Here is a 17451-nt window from a genome sequence, read left to right on the forward strand (position 1 = left end):
GAACCCCGCAGTCTTGGCGATCCGTATTAGCGCCGTCGGCGCTGCGGGAGCGCTTGCCCCACTCTCGGGGCAGTGGGCCGCCCAGTAGGATCGGCACATGCCGCCATCGTCCTCCACCAAACGCCACCGCATGACCGCAGCCGAGCGGCGCGAGCAGATCGTGGAGGTCGCCACCGAGATGGTGGCCAAGCACGGGTTCAACGGGCTGTCGCTGCAGGAGGTGGCCGACGCCGTCGGCATCACCCAGGCGGGGCTGCTGCACTACATCGGCACCAAGGACGGCCTGCTGGAGCTGCTGCTGGATGACCGCTACGACCGCCAGGGCACCCCGCAGGACTTCATCGACTCCGGCGACCCAGCCGCCACCCACCCCGAGGGCATCAGCCTGCCGGCCTACTTCCGCTACCTGGTGGCCTTCAACGAGGCCCGCCCGGCGCTGATGGAGCTGTACATGACGCTGGGGGTGGAGGCAACCGACCCGCGCCACCCCGCCTACGAGCGCTTCATCGACCGGCCCGACCAGGTGTGGGACTACTACTCCACCTTTACCTGGCGGCTGCCACCCGAGGTCGTCGCGGCGGGAGGCTGGGAGAGCATGCGGCCACTGGTTGAGCTGGCGATTGAGGCGATGGACGGGGCGCAGATCCGCTTCTTCCGGCGCCCGCCCATCTCCCTGACCGAGGAGTGGGCGCGCTGGGAGGCAGTCCTGTTCCCCTCCCCGGTCTGGGACGACTACCGCTAGCCCTTCCCCATGCATTGCACGACCCCGGGGTACGTTTTACGACCCCGGGGTGGTCGTGGAACACACCCCAAGGTCGTAAAACGTCACCAAGGTCGTGGAATGCCTGCGCGCGGCTCAGGCCAGCGGCTTGGCAGCCACCTCCACGTGCTCGGCGGGCACCACCACGGTCACCAGCGAGTCGGCCGGGGCGGTGAAGGACACGTTCTTGTTCCCCACGCCCACCACGAAGTCCTGCGGAGTGGTCATGTCATTCTGGGCGGCCACCACCACCGAGCCGTCGGGGTTGTGGAAGGCCAGCAGGTTCTCATACCCCGTGTAGGACAGCGCCGGCACGAAGCGCGCGCCCGGCTGCACGAAGCCGGACAGGTGCCGCAGCACGTAGTACTCGTAGGTGAAGCGACTCTTGCCGGTGGCCGGGTCCACGGTCACCAGGGAGTTCTGGCTCCAGCCCCAGCGGGAGACGCCGCCCTCGTCCAGCGCCAGGTTCCAGTAGTCGTAGACGCTGGCGCCGTTGTTGAAGTAGTGGCGCATCATCGTCCAGGCGTAGCGGGCGTAGCGCCAGTCGTTCTTGCCGTCGCCGCACTCCTGCTCGGACTGGTAGATCTTCAGCTCCGGGTGGTTGTGGTGGACGAAGGGCACCGCCCGCTTGCCATCCCACTGGAAGCCGACGCCGGCGATGTGCGGGCCCACCTCCGGATCGGCCAGGACTTTCTCTACCATAGTGTCGTCCGGGCGCTCCATGGTGCCGAAGAAGACCTTCACGCCGCGCCGCTCCATCTCGGGGACCAGGTGCTTCAGGAAGGCGATCAGTCCCTCCGGCGTCCAGGTGCAGGCAGGGTAGATCTGGGCGGAGTTGAACTCGTTCTGCGGCATGACCATGGAGATGTCGATGCCGCGCTCGGCGTAGGCGTCGATGAACTTGCCGAAGTAGCGGGCGTAGGCGTCCAGCACCTCCTCGGTGAGAATCAGCCCGTCGGTGCCCTCCTCGATCTGGTTGTCCGGGGACAGGCCGTTGTCGAAGGCGGTCTGCTCGCTCATCGGGTTGGGGGCGGCGCAGGCATAGTGCTTATTGCGCTTGAACCAGGACGGCGGCCCCCAGGGGGAGGCCCACAGGGTCAGGTCGGGCCGGTGGGCCTTTGCGGCCTGGATGTAGGGCACCAGGGTGGCGTCGTCGTGCTCGACGCTGAAGTGCTCCAGGGCGAAGTCGCCGTCGACCTCGTCGTAGGAGTACCAGTCGGTGGCGAAGTCGTTAGCGCCCACCGGCATGCGGCACACGGTGAGGTTGGTGCCGACGCCGGGCGCGAAGACCTGCCGCAGCACCTCGCTGCGCTCGGCCTCGGACAGGCGGGACAGCGCCACCCAGCCGAGCTCGTTGAAGCAGACGCCGAAGCCGTCGATCTCCTGTGCGGGTGCGTCCAGGCGCAGGAAGGCGCCGGGGAAGGTCTGCATCGGCTCGATGGTGACGGGCGTTTCCGGGGTAAACCAGGGGTCGGCCTCGGTGGTGGCGTAGAACTGGAAGCCGGCGGCGGGGGTGTTGGCGGGGCTGGTGTCGGTCATGGGGTTCTCCTAATGGTGCGGGTTTTGTGCTTCGTTGCGGTTTGCCCGGGGCGGCTCAGGCCTCGACGGCGAGGACGCTCCAGGCGGGGATGGCCACGGTGGTGCCGGCCTCTAGGCGAGTGCCCGGGGCGGCGACGGTTCCCAGGACGTCCTCCCCGCCCTGCGGCAGGGTGGTCTCGACGGCGTCGCGGGAGTAGTTCAGGAAGTAGCTCAGCCCCCGGCCGCGGCCGTTGGTGCCGCGGCGCACGGTGACGGTGCCGGCCAGGTCCTGCGCCCAGTCGGTCACGCCCGCCCGCTCTGCCACCAGCCGCAGCACGGCGCGGGTCAGCGCCGGAGCGGTCATGGTGGCCAGGTGGGTGATCGAGCCCGCACCGACAGCGCGGGTGGCGACCGCCGGCCCGGACCAGGCGTGGTGGTCGTAGGCGGCGAGCACCTCCACCTCGGCGTCGCCCTCGCGGGCGTCGGCGTCGACGGGGGTGAGCAGCTCCATGAAGGTGGAGGCGGCAAGTTCTGCCGGATCTGTCGGGCCGACCGCGACGCAGTCGTCCAGGGCCGCGGCGAGCGCTCCCACCGGGCGCAGGGCGACGCCGTCGGGGCGGGTGAACTGGTCGGTGCCCAGGCCCAGCAGGCCGGACAGGCCATGGGGCTGGCGGTCGGTGAAGACCTGCAGGTTCTCGTCGGCGACGCCGGTGCGGAAGGTGGTGACCAGGTGGCCGCCGCCGGCCACATAGGCGCGTAGGGCGTCGGTGGTGGCCTTGGGGGTGACGTACAGGGCCGGCGCGACCAGTACGGCGTAGCGGCCCAGGCGCTCGACGGGGGCGTCGGCGGGGACGACGTCGACCTCCAGGTTCAGGTCGAACAGGGCGTCGTAGAGCCAGCGGAAGACGTCGTTGTAGTTGGCGCCGCCGCCGGCGTACTGGCGCGGGAAGCCGGCCTCGAGGCTGAACCACTCCAGGGCGGTGTAGGCCTCGTTGGAGACCATGATGGCGATCCGGTTGTGCTTACGCAGGCCGGTGAGGGATTCGGCATGCTCGGCCAGTTCGCGGCCGATCGTGACGGCCTCCCGGTAGGTGGGGTTGGGCGTGTAGTCCTGGCTGAGCAGGCCCTTCCAGTAGGTCTCGAAGGAGTTGTGGATGGAGCCCCAGTGCCAGTACATGACGCCGCAGGCGCCGGAGGCGAGGTGGGAGTATGCCTGCAGGCGCAGCTGGCCGGGGTAGGGCAGCCAGCCCATCTGCCCCTGAGCCTGCGTCTCGATCACCAGGTAGGGGTCGCCGTCCTTCAGGGACCGGGAGATGTCGCCGCCGAAGCCGATCTCCCTGCCGGTGAGCTGGTCCTCGCCGGGGTGGTAGATGTCGACGCCGGCCAGGGTGACGGCGTCGGCGGCCCGGAAGTGGTCGACGGCGGGCTGGATGCCGAAGGAGTAGCCGCGCCACTCGTAGTCGAAGTTCTGGGTGACGAACTGGTCCTCGCGGCGGTACTCATCTACGATGGCGCGCTGCCAGGCGAGGAAGTCGGTGACCAGGCCGCGGCGGAAGGCGTCGAAGGCGGCCGCCAGGGAGCCGTTGATGGTGCCGGTGACGTCGGGGAAGTCCTCCCAGGCGTTCACGCGGTTGGACCAGTAGTTCAGGCCGAACGCCGAGTTCAGAGCGTTGAGGCCCTCCTGCCCGGCGCCGAAGCGCTGCTTGAGGTGGTCGACGAAGGCGCGCTGGATGTCGGCGTTGGCGGCGTCGTAGTACTTGGTCTCGTTGTCCAGTTGGAAGCCGACCACATGCGGGCGCGGCGCGGTGTGCTCTACCAGGGCGCGGATGGCGGCCTCGGCGTAGTGGCGGTAGGCGGGGGCGAGGATGTTCATGTTCTGGCGCGGCCCGTACTTGTTGGGGCCGGCGGCGGTGACACCGAGGACCTCGGGGTGGCGGGAGGCCAGCCAGGTGGGGATGGCGGCGGTGGGGGTGCCGATGATGACGTCCAGGCCGTGGCGCTGCGCGGCGTCGAGGGCGCGGTCGATGTGGGTGAAGTCGAAGACGCCGGGGGCGGGGTTCCAGGTGCCCCAGGTGAACTCGGCGATGCGGATCGTGGTGAAGCCCGCCTCCACCATCATCTGCATGTCGCGTTCGAGCCGTTCGGGGCCCGCGGCGGCGGGGGTGTACTCGTCGTAGTAGGCGGCTCCGAAGATGAGCCGGTCCGAGTGCTGCGTCATTGTGCCCTCCTGCGCGGCGCCGTCGCCGCTTATCTAGTAGTTACTAGATAGTAGATCAGATGGGTGCGGAGCGGAAGGGCCGGTTCCAGTGGAAATCACCGGGCAGGCGCGGCTCACAGACGGTAGAAGTGTCCATCTCTCGCCACTTTGCGCTCTTCATCCACCGCACAACGTCAGCTCCCCGGCATTTGCCCAGGTCAGAGCCGGTATCCATTAGCCCCGCGGTTGCGTGACTGGTGAAAGTGTGGAGAGATGGACACTTTTCCCGGTGGCCTTGCTAGGCGCAGCCACGTTGCAGAACGCAAGTGCCCCCGCTCAAGCCGAGCGGGGGCACCGCCGACGCCTCAGGCGGCGGGCTCGATGGCGCGGGCGGACAGCACGCCGTCAATGGCGCGCAGCTGGTCGAGCACGTCCTCACCGAGCTCGCCCTCGACGTCCACGAGCGTGACAGCGAGGTCACCGCGGGAGCGGTTGAGGAGGTTAGCGATGTTCTGGCCGCGCTCGGCCACCAGGGTGGAGACCTGGCCGACCATGTTGGGCACGTTCTGGTTGACGATCACCAGGCGGCGGGTGCCGGGCTCGCGCGGCAGCACCGCCTCGGGGAAGTTGACCGAGTTGTGAACCTGGCCGTCCTCAAGGAAGCCGCGCAGCTCATCCACGGCCATGACGGCGCAGTTGCGCTCGGCCTCCTTGGTGGAGGCGCCCAGGTGGGGCAGCGAGATGCACTTGGGGTGCTTGTGCACGGCGGTGGAGGGGAAGTCGCACACGTAGCCGCCCAGGGTGCCCTCGTCCAGGGCGGAGACGACCGCTGCCTCATCCACGATCTCAGCGCGTGCGAAGTTCAGCAGCACCGCCGTCTCCTTCATGATGGCGATGCGCTGAGTGGAGACCAGGCCGCGGGTGGACTCGATCAGCGGCACGTGCACGGTCAGGATGTCGGCGCGGCGGAACACCTCCTCCATGGATTCGGCGCGCTCCACCTCGGCGCTCAGGTGCCAGGCGTGCTCCACGCTGATGCCGGGGTCGAAGCCGACCACGTTCAGGCCCAGCCCGAGCGCCGCATTGGCGACCTGCACGCCGACGGCACCCAGGCCGATCACGCCCAGGGTGCGGCCGGGCAGCTCGAAGCCGACGAACTGCTTCTTGCCGGCCTCGACGGCGCGGGCGATCTCGGCGTCGTCACCGGTGAGCTCGTGGGCGAAGCGGGCGGCCGGGATGAGGTTGCGGGAGGCGATGAACAGGCCGGCGAGAACCAGCTCCTTGACGGCGTTGGCGTTGGCGCCGGGGGTGTTGAACACCGGGATGCCGCGCTCGGTCATGGCGGCGACGGGGATGTTGTTGGTGCCGGCGCCGGCGCGGGCGATCGCCATCACCGAGTCGGGGATCGGCACGTCGTGCAGCTTGGCCGAGCGCACCAGCAGGGCGTGGGGCTCGGTGACATTGCCGCCGACGTCGTAGCGGTCGTCGGGGAAGCGGGACAGGCCGGCGCCGGAAATGGCGTTGAGGGTCTGGATGCGGAACTGCTTGGTCATGGCTGTACCTTCTCCTGGGTTCTGCTGAGCTTCCGGCGGCGCCGTCAGGCGCGGGTGCGCTCGAACTCGGTCATGTAGTCGATCAGGGCGGTGATGCCGTCGGCGGGCATGGCGTTGTAGATGGAGGCGCGCATGCCGCCGACGCTGCGGTGCCCCTTGAGGTTGGTCAGGCCGACGGCGTCGGCGCCAGCGAGGAACTCGGCGTCGAGGGCGGGGTCGGCCAGGGTGAAGGGGATGTTCATCCAGGAGCGGGAGCGGGCCTGAACGGGGTTGTTGTAGAAGTCCGAGGCGTCGATGGCGGCGTACAGGCGCTCGGCCTTGGCGCGGTTGCGCTCGCCCATGGCCTCCAGGCCGCCGGTGGACTCGATCCAGTGCAGGATCAGCCCGAGCAGGTAGATGGAGAAGGTGGGCGGGGTGTTGAGCATGGAGTCGGCCTCCGCCATGACCTTCCAGTCCCAGATCGCGGGCACGTCCTCGCGGGCGCGGCCGAGCAGGTCCTCGCGCACGACGACGATCGCCAGGCCCGCCGGCCCGAGGTTCTTCTGAGCGCCGCCGTAGATGACGCCGAAGCGCTCGACGTCGATGGGGCGGGAGAGGTAGGTGGAGGAGAAGTCGGCCACCAGGGGGACGTCGCCGGCGTCAGGGATGTAGGGGAACTCGACGCCGCCGATGGTCTCGTTGGGCGTGTAGTGCAGGTAGGCGGCGTCAGCGGGGACGGTGAAGGAGCCGGGCTCGGGGGTGGTGGTGTAGGCGGAGGCGGCCTCGTCGGCGACGACGCGCACGTCCACGCCCTGGCGGCCGGCCTCCTTGATGGCCTTCTTGGACCACTGGCCGGTGTTGAGGTAGGCGGCGGTGGCGCCGCGGGCGGCCAGGTTCATGGGGATCGCGGAGAACTGGCCGGTGGCGCCGCCGGCGAGGAAGAGGACGCGGTAGCCCTCCGGGACGCCGGCGACGCGGCGGAAGGCGGCCTCGGCGTCGGCGGCACAGGCGACGAAGTCCTTCCCGCGGTGGGAGACCTCCAGCACGCTCATGCCGGAGCCCTGCCAGTCGGTGAGCTCGGCGGCGGCCTGCTCGAGCACGGGCAGGGGCAGTTGTGCGGGGCCTGCGGAGAAGTTGTACACGCGCATGGCTCCACGATAGCCGGGGCGTGGGGCGCGGCCGTAAAGCGTCTCATGGGGCGGGGCGACGTGCGGGGAGCCGGCAGCATTGCTCCCGGGCTGTCGCCACCGTCCGCGGGAGAAATCCGGCGTTGGCCTCCGCGATTGAGTCGGTGGGCTGCGCTACCGTTACAGGAAACGCAAGCGGGAGAGGCGATTGCAGCGTTGCTAGCAACTCCAGCATCGCTAGCCGAGGTAGCGTTGCTAACGACGACCGACCAACCTGCATGCCCGCAGATTAAGCCCCGGGAGGTGAGAGCATGGCACGAGCGGACTTACTACTGGACCTTGTCGAAGCCGAGCGGCGGGGCGACCGCGACCGTTTTCGGATCGTGGTCGAAGGCCTGATCGCCGAGGAACGCGCCAACCAGCACCACCTGCTCGCAGATCGCTTGTCCGAAATCATCACCACGACGGGGCAGGGGCTGCCGCGCGATGATCATGCTGCATCGGTACGCGACCTTGTTCATGAGGTGGTGGCGCGACGGCGTCTAGATGACCTGGAACTAGCCCCGATAACTCGCCGCGTTGTGGCTGAGCTCATTGAGGAGCAGCAGCGCGCGGATCTGCTGCGCAGCTACGGGATCGAACCACGCCACCGTCTACTGCTGGCGGGTCCTCCCGGCAACGGCAAGACGAGCGTGGCCGAGGCAATTGCGGCCGAGTTGATGCTGCCCTTCTACGTGATCCGCTACGAAGGCGTGGTCTCCAGTTTCCTCGGGGAGACCGCGGCCCGCCTGGACAGCGCCTTCGAGTTCGTGCGGACACGCCGTTGTGTCCTCTTTTTCGACGAGCTCGACACGATTGCCAAGGAGCGAGCGGACGAGCATGAGACGGGGGAGATCAAGCGCGTCGTCTCCACGCTACTGCTCCAGATCGACCGCCTGCCTCCGCATGTCATCCTCGTGGGGGCGACTAACCACAGTGAACTCCTGGACCGCGCAGCATGGAGGAGGTTCCAGGTGCGCACTGAGTTGAAAGCACCATCGAGAGCTCAGGCGACCAGGTTCCTGGAGCGGCTCGCCGACCGACTCGGCGGGGACCTCGGTTACACGCCGCGCACCCTGGCTGACAAGCTCGTCGGCGCGAGCTACGCCGAATTGGAGGAGTTCGCTCAGGATGTCCGACGCCGAACGCTCCTAGAGACGCCTGGCGCGGACACACGCAGGATCGTTAAGGAACGGCTTGAGCACTGGCAGGGATCAGTTCGATCGTGACCGCGCAGATACGTCCCCTCCTGGTAATCAACCCTCCACACGTGCCTGAAGGCGGCAGGGTCAAGCCAAAGGGGCACCCGCTCCCGAAAGTCGCGGGTCCCGGAGGCAAGCGCCAGGGTGAACGGCTGGGGCCCAAGTTCACAGAACTTGTTGAGGCCTTCGCCGCCCGGCGGGTTGAGGCAGGGACGGATACGCCGACAGAGGTGGATCCCTCACTGGTCATCGTGCTCGACCTGGCAGGCTCAGTCCCGGACTTCCACAAAGCGGTGGACAACATCCAGGGCCTGGAGTTTCTCGCTGAGATGCTTGGGGACGAAGTCGGTCCTGACGATGACTTCTACATGAAGGGCCGCACCGACAAGCCGGTTCAACACTCACTCTATCTCGCCATGACCAACGCGAAGGCTGTCGACCAGTTGATCAGCCTGTTCAAGCGTTGGCAGGAGGACCCTGATGCCAAGTTCGAACACGGTCTGAGCAAGTTCAAGGACGCCTTCGCCCAACTCGCAGACATCCGTAGATGGGGAGCCGAGGATCGTGTGCGAGAGACCGGCCTCCTCAATAAGTGGCGGGAAACTCTCGACATGGTTGGTCAATCCTACAGCCCAGTGCGTGTAGAAATTGAACTGTGGTACCGCCACGACCGAGGACGGCGCTCCGACGCTGAGCACGCGATCACACGCATCCTGGATGACTGTGGTGGGAAGATCGTCAGTCGTGCACAGATCGAGGAGATCGGATATCACGCTCTTCTCGCGGAACTTCCTCGGCAGCAGGTGCAGACCGTCCTGGAACGCGGTCCGCAGGCGATTCGGTTGCTGAGGGCCGAAGACATTATGTTCGTAAGCCCTTTTCAGCCCATGAGCATCTCCTCGCCTCATTACTCAAAAGCCACCCCCACTTCCTTCCCTGCCAGGTACCCCAAAGATGGCAAGCCTCGGATCGCGCTCTTGGACGGGCTCCCCATGCAGAACCACGACGCTTTAGCAGGCAGGCTCCTTGTCGATGACGCCGACGGCGTTGAGGACCGCTATCAGCTCGCTGCGCGCTCACACGGCACCGCCATGGCATCCCTCATCATCCACGGAGACCTGTCCACACCGGGAGAGCCGCTGGGACGTCCGCTCTACGTGCGCCCAATCATGCAGTCAGAGGAGCAGACACCCGGGGAGTTCGTAGAACGGGTCCTGCCTGACACGCTGTTCGTGGACCTTCTTCACCGCGCCGTCAGGCGCCTTCTCGTGGGAGAGGCAGGGAGACCGGCCTGGGCGCCGAGTGTCCGTATCATCAACCTGTCCATCGGTGACTCTGCGAGACCCCTCATCAAAAGAATGAGTCCAGTCGGACGTCTTCTGGATTGGCTAACAGTCGAGCACAACGTCCTGTTCATCGTCAGCGCCGGCAACCACACGGCACCAATCTCCATCCCCACGGAGGCAGCGCAGAATCAGGAAAACGCCCGATCCGCGGCGGAGCAAGCTGTCCACAACTCCGAGCTCCTCCGCGGGATCCTTCCACCGGGAGACTCCATGAACGCGTTGACCGTTGGCGCGATCCACGCCGACGGGGCACCCGATCCAGTCGAGTCCTCCACGACCTGGGATATCACTACCCCCGGCGCACCCGCCCTCTACTCGGCGACCGGCCCGGGCGTCGGACGGTCCATCAAACCAGATTTGTACCACATTGGCGGACGACTTCTTTTTACGACACCTGTGCCATCACACTCGCCAGACTCTAACATCACCCTGTCCGCAGCTCGAGCCAGCCGAATAGGACCTGGCGTGCAGGTTGCCGCACCCGGTGACGGTGGGCATCTCAACCGAACAACATTCGATCGTGGCACAAGCCACGCCACTGCACTCGTCACGCGGGAGGCTTCCTCACTATTCGACCTTCTGGAGACACATCACGACGGCGCGGATGCGAGAACACTTCCTGATGCCTTATTCCATCCGCTTCTCGTCAGGGCACTGCTCGTGCATTCATGCTCTTGGGGTGACTGGCGGAAGGATATAGCCCCGCAGTCCTCGCGCAAGACGCTGACCCCGCTGTTCGGTTACGGTCGGCTTGACCCTGAGCGGGCTCGAGGCGCCGTCAACCGGGCGGTCGTCGTCGCAGGAAACGAGATCGGAATCGATGAGCGTAACACGTACGAGCTGCCGCTCCCCTCGTCGATCCGCAGCAAGGCCGAGTGGCACCGGCTCGTCATCACCCTCGCCTACTGGGCGCCTACAACGCAAGGTCTCAATTCCTATCGGGCTGCGAAGGTCTACTTCACTACCCCAGATACCAAGCTCGCTGGTGGAGACCGCGTGGACGCCTATCACAACGCTGTACGGCGTGGAAGCCTCCAGCACGAGGTCATCGACGGGTCCAAGGCTATGACATTCAATGACGGTGCCACCTTCTCAATTCATGTGGAGTGCATGCGAGACGGCCAGAAGACCGGTCCCATTGAACGCATCCGCTACGCCCTCGTCGTCTCGATCGAAACGGCGACCTCGACGTCCTCAACGATCCATGACGAAGTTCGCGCTGGTCTCATCCATATGCGCGACCGGGCAGTCATCCAGCAGAGCGACCGGGTTCGCGTCAGATAGTGGATCTAATCCTCCGGGAGTCGCAGGATTTCTGCCACTGCCTGGCGGTCTACCAACTGCATCGACGAGAGGTCATCCTCATGTACACCGAGCAGTCCCGCAAGCTGCGACTCAAGTTCATCGTCCGTCTCGGCTCTCTCAAGCAAAGAGGTGATGCAGGCCGCGACTTCTTCCGTAGCAAGCCCCTCCAGTGCCTTCCTCCACTCCGGCACAGTGCGATCGCGGTCGTCGATCGCTGCGTTCGACAGTCGGCGTAGCGATGACGCGATGGCCGCGGCGTGAACGAGGATATTCAGAAGCTCACGCTGAGCCTCCTCCGCGCCAAGGTTCTCACGAACACGCCTAACGGCATCGGACAGGTCCGCGGGAGTCACCTCACTGCCGACCACCTCGGTGACCTCCCGCGGCGTCAGTTCCTCTCGGTTTTCTTCATCTTGATGTGTCACCTTCCTCCAAAGGCGACCGGCCGCAGGCCTTCCGCGTTCCAGCCACCAGGGATGCAAGTGTTTTGTTGCCACATATGTGATAGCAGCCGTTCCAACAGAGGTCACAGCACAGGCAATAAGCGTTCCCATGTTGCCTTCGTCAACCGTGTCGTCTTCGTACGGATCGTCTGCTACCCACTCCGAAGAGTTCACCACCTGGTTCGTGTCATCATCCAACTCGCCACTGGCGAAAGCCCCCGGCGTCCTCCGCGACTCTGCTAGGTGCGTACCCTCGTGGCCCGTTTCCACCCTCCTATACCACTGCTCACTGAGTTCGACCTCGTCGCTCACCGTCATCCCGCCCTTGCTTGGGTTCCAAGGATCCTCATCCTCGGCGTCAGCTGGGAACACCGTACGCAGGGCGCTGCGGAAACTGCGGCATCTCAACCAGGTTGGGTAGTGGGTGTCACCGTTACGCAACACAGTATGTGGTGACGCGGGCGACCTGCTCGGAGCGCTGGTTCCTGTCATACGGTGCGGCTACAGTGAAGGGAGCAGGAAGGAGGCCCGCATGTCAGCACCCACAAACAACCTGGTCCGCGTGTTCACGGAGGATGAGCTCAAGGCTCGGGAGTCGGATGTGGTCGATAAGCTCACGCGTCGCTTCGGCAGTCTTGAACGCGCGCTTGAGCGCGAGGAGGACTGGGACTACGACGAAGACGAGGCCACCCTCTTCTCCGAGTATCACGCCGTCACCTTCCTACTGTCCGACTGATGGAGGACTTCTCGGCGCAGGAACGCCAGACCCACGACTTCGCGGCCCAGACCACCGCCACCGTGCGCACGGTGTGCCCCAATGCGCCCGGTTTCGTCGCTGATGCCGCTACCCACAAGAACGTCTGGAAGGCGACGGTGGCCACCCCAGGAGACAAGCCGGTGGTGCTGACCGTGGGCGGGAGGCGCCTGCTGAAGTTGAAGGTCAGCTACGAGTGCACGGCGTCAGCGCGCCACTCCTTCATGCTGGTCGAGAAGTCGGCCTTCATCCTGCTGCCCGCAAAAGGCAGTGAGCCCCTGGTACGGCTGGAATATCTACGCCACCCGCACTCCGACGTACCGTGCTGCCACCTCCAGGTCCACGCCCATCGCGATGACTGGACCTTCGCCATGACCCGTGACGGCGTCGGAAGCGCGAGGCGCGAGGTGGCCCGCCGGGCCAGTGCGGAGCGGGCCCCGCAGCTGTCTGACATTCACTTTCCTGCGGGAGGTCCACGACTGCGGCCCACCCTGGAGGACTTCCTGGAGATGCTCGTCCATGATCTCGGAGTGGACCACACCGAAGACGCCCTGGAAGTCCTCGAAAAGCAGCGTGCGGCCTGGCGATCCGATCAGGTGCGCGCCATGACGGCCTCTCTTCCCGATGTGGCCGCAGATGTGCTGCGCGATGCGGGGTACACGGTGACTGCACCGGACGACGGCAGCATTGATCCCGACCGGCAGGCCTGGCTTACCCGCTACTGACCACCGAGTACGCCAGCTCCCGCCACAAATCGGCGAATACATGACGCGCCCGCCGGGGTGCGGTCAGTCGCGCACGTCCAGCGGGGGCAGGGAGTTCACGATCTGCTGCGTGCGCACGGAGACAGTGGTGACGCGGGCGATGAGGTCGAGTAGGTAGCGGGGCTGAGGCCCCGCCATGTTCCCCTGGCCCGCACCCTCGGCCATCCAGTCGTTGGGGTCGTTGACGATGCCGGAGGCCTTGTCGGTCTTCACCTGGTAGCGGTCGATGAGCCAGTCCAGGCCGCTGCGCGAGCCCAGCAGGTAGTCCTGCGCCGCCTCCGGGATGCCCGAGATGGTCACGTGCTCGTTGTAGACGATGCTGGTCTTGTCGGCGACCGGATTGCCGTCCGCCCGGGTCTTGGCGTAGCGCAGCTTGGTTACGTGCAGCAGCGCCGGGTCAATCCGGTCGCGCTCCGCCCACGGCACCTCCTTCCCGTCAACGGTCACGGTCAGCTCCCATGGCTCCACGGTCTCGTAGTCCAGGTGGAGGTCGGCCAGCCCGCGCCCCGCGGTGGCGATGGCGACGAAGTCCGCGCGGGAGGCGACCAGCGGGATGCGCGGCAGGGACTTCTTCAGGTCCGCGCCGTAGCGTCTGCGGTAGTCGGGCGAGTGCAGCAGCCCGTATACGTAGTAGAAGACGTCATCCTTGCTGACCGTCGGCCCGTAGGCCTCCCGGTAGGCGTGCAGGGTGGCGTCAGTGATGTTGTCCACGCGCCGGTAGCCGCCGATCACCTCACCCGCGACCTCGCCGTCCAGGCTCCCGCCCTCATCGCCGACGACGGCGCCCGCAGTCAGGTCGAGCATGCCCGCGTCCCGGGCGGTCTGGTCGACCGGCTCCCAGGTCCAGCGCGGGAAGAACTGGCCATTGCTGGATCCCCAGAACGCAAGGTCTGGAACATTCGTAGTAGCCAAAGCCGCAAACGGCTTATCAGATCCCTTGCCGACAACATAGAACCCCAGATTGTCGTGCGCCGGCGTGGGGAAGTAGCGGTGCAGGACTGCCGGGAGGTAGATGATCCCGTCGGAGGCGTTCAGCCACTGCTTACAGAAGGGCCGGTAGAGACCTATGTAGGTGGCGTGCGCGTTATAGTGAATAACACGGTCCTTTTCCGCAGACCGGTATAGATCGCGAGTCCACTTGATCTGGGTCTCGTCCGTGGTGACCTGGTCCTTAGCCGCAACACCCGCGGCCAACTCGGCGGCGTGAGAGCTATGGATGCGCTGCCGCTCGGCGTTATAAGTACCGATGAGGCGCTGGCAGGATTCCCGCAGAGTCGCCGCGGAGAAGTTGTATACCCAGGCGTCGCGATTCGTCTGAACTCCGGCGGTGTACGACCCTAAGACCGGTTCCCGTCCCTCACCGAGGGACTGCCATGCGCCGTAACTCGGGTCGCGCTGGTTGATCCAGTCGCCGACGGCGTTGGGAGTGATCGTCTCCCAGTCCATGGCCTCAATGCGCGAGCCGCCCACGATTCGCAGCTTGTCCTCACGGCTCAGGTAGTCGCCGATGTCCCGGTAGTGCAGCACCGCCGGCCCGCTGTGGGCGGGGTCCTTCACCAAGAAGGTAATCGCGACGGTCGCGCGTGACCCGCCTCCGAATACCTTCCCTCCCTCGCGGCGCGAGAGCTCCCCTGCGGTGCGCTGATTACCCCGCAGGTTGAACACGTAAATGTGCGCGAACTCCTCGGCCAGGCTGAGCCGCACGCCGTCGGCGGTGTTGGCATCAATAAAGCCGCCATTAGTGACGAAGCCAATCACCCCGGCGTCGCCGAGCCGGTCGGTAGCCCAGCGGATGGCCCGCAGGTAGGAGTCGTACAGGGAGTTCTTGTTGGTGCCTGTGGAGCGGGCCGCGTAGGTTTCAGCGATCCGCCGGTCCAGGTCCGGATAGCGCTGGTTGGCGTTGTTGTCATTGGCAGACTCCTGCCCCACCGAGTACGGCGGGTTGGCAACGATCAGCCGAATGTCCAACTTGCGCTGGGCGGCGGCGCGATCATTGTTGGCCACGAAGAAGCTCGTGTCCAAGGTGCCCTCACCCTCACTCATCTGGAAGGTGTCGGCCAGCACGATCCCGTCGAAGGGAACATAGCCGCCGTCGCCCGCACCCTGCGCCCCGGCACCGGGCTCGTTCCCGGCCTGCTGCGCCTGCCCGAGCAGGTCGCGGTAGGCGACCTCAATGTTCGCCGTCGCGATGTAGTAGGCAAGCAGCAGGATCTCGTTGGCGTGCAGCTCGCCGGCGTACTTGCGGGCCAGGTCGGCCGGGGCGATCAGCCCGGACTGCAGCAGGCGCACAATGAAGGTGCCGGTACCGGTGAAGGGGTCCAGCACGTGCACACCCGCGTCGGTGACGCCCCTCCCGAAGTGCTCACGGGACAGGTGGTCAACACTGCGCAGAATGAAGTCGACGATCTCCACCGGCGTGTACACGATCCCCAGGGACTTCGCCGTCTTGGCGAAGGCCTGGGAGAAGAACTTCTCATACAGCTCGGTAATGATGCGCTGTTTGCCCTCGGCGTTGTCGATGCCGGCGCAGCGCTCACGCACGGAGGTGTAGAAGCCCTCAAGCTCCTCGGTCTCCGCCTCCAGGTTGGCGCCGTCGAGCACGCGCAGCATCCGCCCCATCACCTGTGCCACCGGGTTGGTGGCGGAGAAGTCGTAGCCATCGAATACGGCGTCGAACACCGGCTTGGTGACCAGATGCTGGGAGAGCATGTCGATCGCTGACTCCGGTGTGATCGAGTCGTTGAGATTCGCTCGCAGGGCATCGAGGAAGTGCGCGAACTCCGGGGCGACCGCCGGGTCCGCCACCCGCTGCTCCAGGCGGGCGCGGTGGCGGGCGGCAATCAGGGCGACGTCCTTGGCCCACTGCTCCCAGTAGCGGCGGCTGCCGACCTTCTGGACCAGGCGCGCGTAGATCGCCTCCTTCCACTTGCCCAGTGACGCCAGGTCGAAGGCCGCCTGCTCACCCAGGTCTGCCGCGTCGTCGTCGGGATCGTAGGCGGGCGTGCCGAAGGGATCGATGATGGCGACCTTGTCCGGCTTGGAGCGGTTGAGGTCGATCTTGTTGACCATGGCGTCGAAGCGCTCGTCATGCGCGCGCAACGCCTGCAGCACCTCCCACACCACGCGGAAGGTGTCATTGTCAGCCAGCACGTCCTCCGGGGCCATGCCCGTGGGAATGGCCACCGGCAGGATGATGTAGCCGTAGCGCTTTCCCGGGGCCAGCCGCATGACCCGCCCAACGGACTGCACAATGTCCACCTGGGACTTGCGCGGCGATAGGAACATGACCGCATCCAGGGCGGGCACGTCCACGCCCTCGCTCAGGCAGCGGGCATTGGACAACACCCGGCAGGACACCGCTCCGTCGGCGTCGCCCGCACCACCGCCGGATCCCTGGCTGCTGTCGGCGCCCGACGACGACGCTACCGGCTCGACCGTAGTCTCGCCGGAGAGCCAGCCCAGCAGGCGGTTGCGTTCCATGATGTTCATGGAGCCATCCACGTGCCTGACCTCGACCGACCCCAGCCGCCGCTGCGGCCCGGCATCATCGCCGCCCGCCGGAGCGACGGCGTCGTCCCCCTCGGGCAGGCCGGTGCGGTAGTCCTCGGCGACGTCGTTGAAGGCCGCGGCGAAACGCTTAGAACTCTTGATCTCCCGGGCGAAGGCGACGGCGGTGCGCATGGGCTGAACGTCCGAGCCGTACTCGGACAGGTTCACGGAGCGCTTGGCCAGTGCGTTCCAGCAGCCGACGATGCGGGCGGCGTCGTCCAGGGTGAGCTCACCGTTGCGCGCGAGAGAGGACTGCATGCGGGAGGCGACGGCGTCCTCGGAGACGGTCAGGACCAGTACCTTGTAGTCGGTCAGGAGGTTGCGGGAGACCGCCTCGCCGAAGCCCAGGCGGAAGAGCTCCTCGCCGTAAGTGTCGGCGTCGTCCATGGAGGCGAGCACAGCGTTCTTCTGGCCGGCGCGCGCCTTGGTGGAGTCGTCGTAGATGCGGGGAGTCGCCGTCATGTACAGGCGCTTGCGGCCACGCAGGTAGGCGTTGTCGTGGACGCGGACGAAGGCGGACTCATCCGCTCCGGCGAGCGTGGCGCCGGTGGTGCGGTGGGCCTCGTCGCAGATGATCAGGTCGAAGTCTGGGGCCCCGAGCTCCTGCGCCCGGGCGACGACGTCGATGGACTGGTAGGTGGAGAAGACCACTGTCATGGGGGTCACGCCGTCGACGGGGGCGGCGGGCCGGGTGAGCCGACGGGCGAGGGCCTCGGCATCGGTGGTGGCGGGGATCGCCAGGTCGACCACCGAGATGTCCTCGCTCAAGTTGGTCTTGCCGCGGCCCTTGCCGACCTTGTTGTCTGAGCAGACCGCGAAGGACCGCAGCGGCACCTGGGCCTCCGCGCTCCACTCAAGCAGCGTCTGCGACAGCAGCGCAATGGAGGGAACCAGGAATAAGGCTACCCCCCCCCC

12 protein-coding genes are annotated in these 17451 nt (G+C 66.4%); 5 read left to right on the forward strand and 7 right to left on the reverse strand.

Annotation, left to right across the window (positions count from 1 at the left end; genetic code table 11):
* The first annotated feature begins 97 nt into the window (after nucleotides 1–97).
* Nucleotides 98–742, forward strand: a complete 645-nt coding sequence (locus tag GZ998_RS09675) for a TetR/AcrR family transcriptional regulator (RefSeq protein ID WP_219109715.1) — start codon at nucleotides 98–100, stop codon at nucleotides 740–742.
* A gap of 114 nt (nucleotides 743–856) precedes the next feature.
* Here GZ998_RS09675 and GZ998_RS09680 read toward each other — a convergent pair whose 3' ends face one another.
* The 5 genes from GZ998_RS09680 to GZ998_RS09700 all read right to left on the reverse strand — a co-directional run bounded on the left by GZ998_RS09680 (nucleotide 857) and on the right by GZ998_RS09700 (nucleotide 7628).
* Nucleotides 857–2299 (reverse strand): glycoside hydrolase family 30 beta sandwich domain-containing protein, encoded by a 1443-nt coding sequence (locus GZ998_RS09680; protein WP_219109716.1) that lies wholly within the window; start codon nucleotides 2297–2299, stop codon nucleotides 857–859.
* 55 nt (nucleotides 2300–2354) lie between these two features.
* Nucleotides 2355–4496, reverse strand: coding sequence for a beta-galactosidase (locus tag GZ998_RS09685; protein ID WP_219109717.1), 2142 nt, complete (start codon nucleotides 4494–4496; stop codon nucleotides 2355–2357).
* A 344-nt stretch (nucleotides 4497–4840) separates the two neighbouring features.
* Nucleotides 4841–6028 carry a phosphoglycerate dehydrogenase gene (locus tag GZ998_RS09690; protein WP_161925172.1) on the reverse strand — a complete coding sequence of 396 codons (1188 nt, stop codon included), beginning with the start codon at nucleotides 6026–6028 and terminating at the stop codon, nucleotides 4841–4843.
* 44 nt (nucleotides 6029–6072) lie between these two features.
* Nucleotides 6073–7155, reverse strand: coding sequence for a 3-phosphoserine/phosphohydroxythreonine transaminase (gene serC / locus GZ998_RS09695; protein ID WP_162679601.1), 1083 nt, complete (start codon nucleotides 7153–7155; stop codon nucleotides 6073–6075).
* 308 nt (nucleotides 7156–7463) lie between these two features.
* The gene (locus tag GZ998_RS09700) at nucleotides 7464–7628 is read right to left on the reverse strand and encodes a hypothetical protein (RefSeq protein ID WP_219109718.1); all 165 of its coding nucleotides are present in this window, start codon (nucleotides 7626–7628) and stop codon (nucleotides 7464–7466) included.
* A gap of 87 nt (nucleotides 7629–7715) precedes the next feature.
* Between GZ998_RS09700 and GZ998_RS09705 the strand changes: the two genes are divergently transcribed.
* Together GZ998_RS09705 and GZ998_RS13405 are read left to right on the forward strand one after the other, a co-directional pair.
* The gene (locus GZ998_RS09705; RefSeq protein ID WP_219109719.1) at nucleotides 7716–8402 is read left to right on the forward strand and encodes an AAA family ATPase; all 687 of its coding nucleotides are present in this window, start codon (nucleotides 7716–7718) and stop codon (nucleotides 8400–8402) included.
* Nucleotides 8399–11005 (forward strand): S8 family peptidase, encoded by a 2607-nt coding sequence (locus GZ998_RS13405; RefSeq protein ID WP_219109720.1) that lies wholly within the window; start codon nucleotides 8399–8401, stop codon nucleotides 11003–11005. Before GZ998_RS09705 ends, GZ998_RS13405 begins: the two co-directional genes overlap by 4 nt.
* 5 nt (nucleotides 11006–11010) lie before the next feature.
* Here GZ998_RS13405 and GZ998_RS09715 read toward each other — a convergent pair whose 3' ends face one another.
* Nucleotides 11011–11841, reverse strand: coding sequence for a hypothetical protein (locus GZ998_RS09715; protein WP_219109721.1), 831 nt, complete (start codon nucleotides 11839–11841; stop codon nucleotides 11011–11013).
* Nucleotides 11842–12001: 160 nt separating this feature from the next.
* Here GZ998_RS09715 and GZ998_RS09720 point away from each other — a divergent pair, with 160 nt between their 5' ends.
* Together GZ998_RS09720 and GZ998_RS09725 are read left to right on the forward strand one after the other, a co-directional pair.
* On the forward strand, nucleotides 12002–12205 hold the full coding sequence (locus GZ998_RS09720; RefSeq protein ID WP_161925174.1) for a hypothetical protein: 204 nt from the start codon (nucleotides 12002–12004) through the stop codon (nucleotides 12203–12205).
* On the forward strand, nucleotides 12205–12948 hold the full coding sequence (locus GZ998_RS09725; RefSeq protein ID WP_219109722.1) for a hypothetical protein: 744 nt from the start codon (nucleotides 12205–12207) through the stop codon (nucleotides 12946–12948). Before GZ998_RS09720 ends, GZ998_RS09725 begins: the two co-directional genes overlap by 1 nt.
* Nucleotides 12949–13011: 63 nt before the next feature.
* On the opposite strand, the gene GZ998_RS09730 is transcribed toward GZ998_RS09725, so the two are convergent.
* Nucleotides 13012–17451: type ISP restriction/modification enzyme (locus GZ998_RS09730; protein ID WP_219109723.1), on the reverse strand; the 4440-nt coding region annotated here is incomplete at its 5' end.

The sequence above is a fragment of the Actinomyces sp. 594 genome (assembly GCF_019325145.1).
GTDB lineage: Bacteria > Actinomycetota > Actinomycetes > Actinomycetales > Actinomycetaceae > Actinomyces.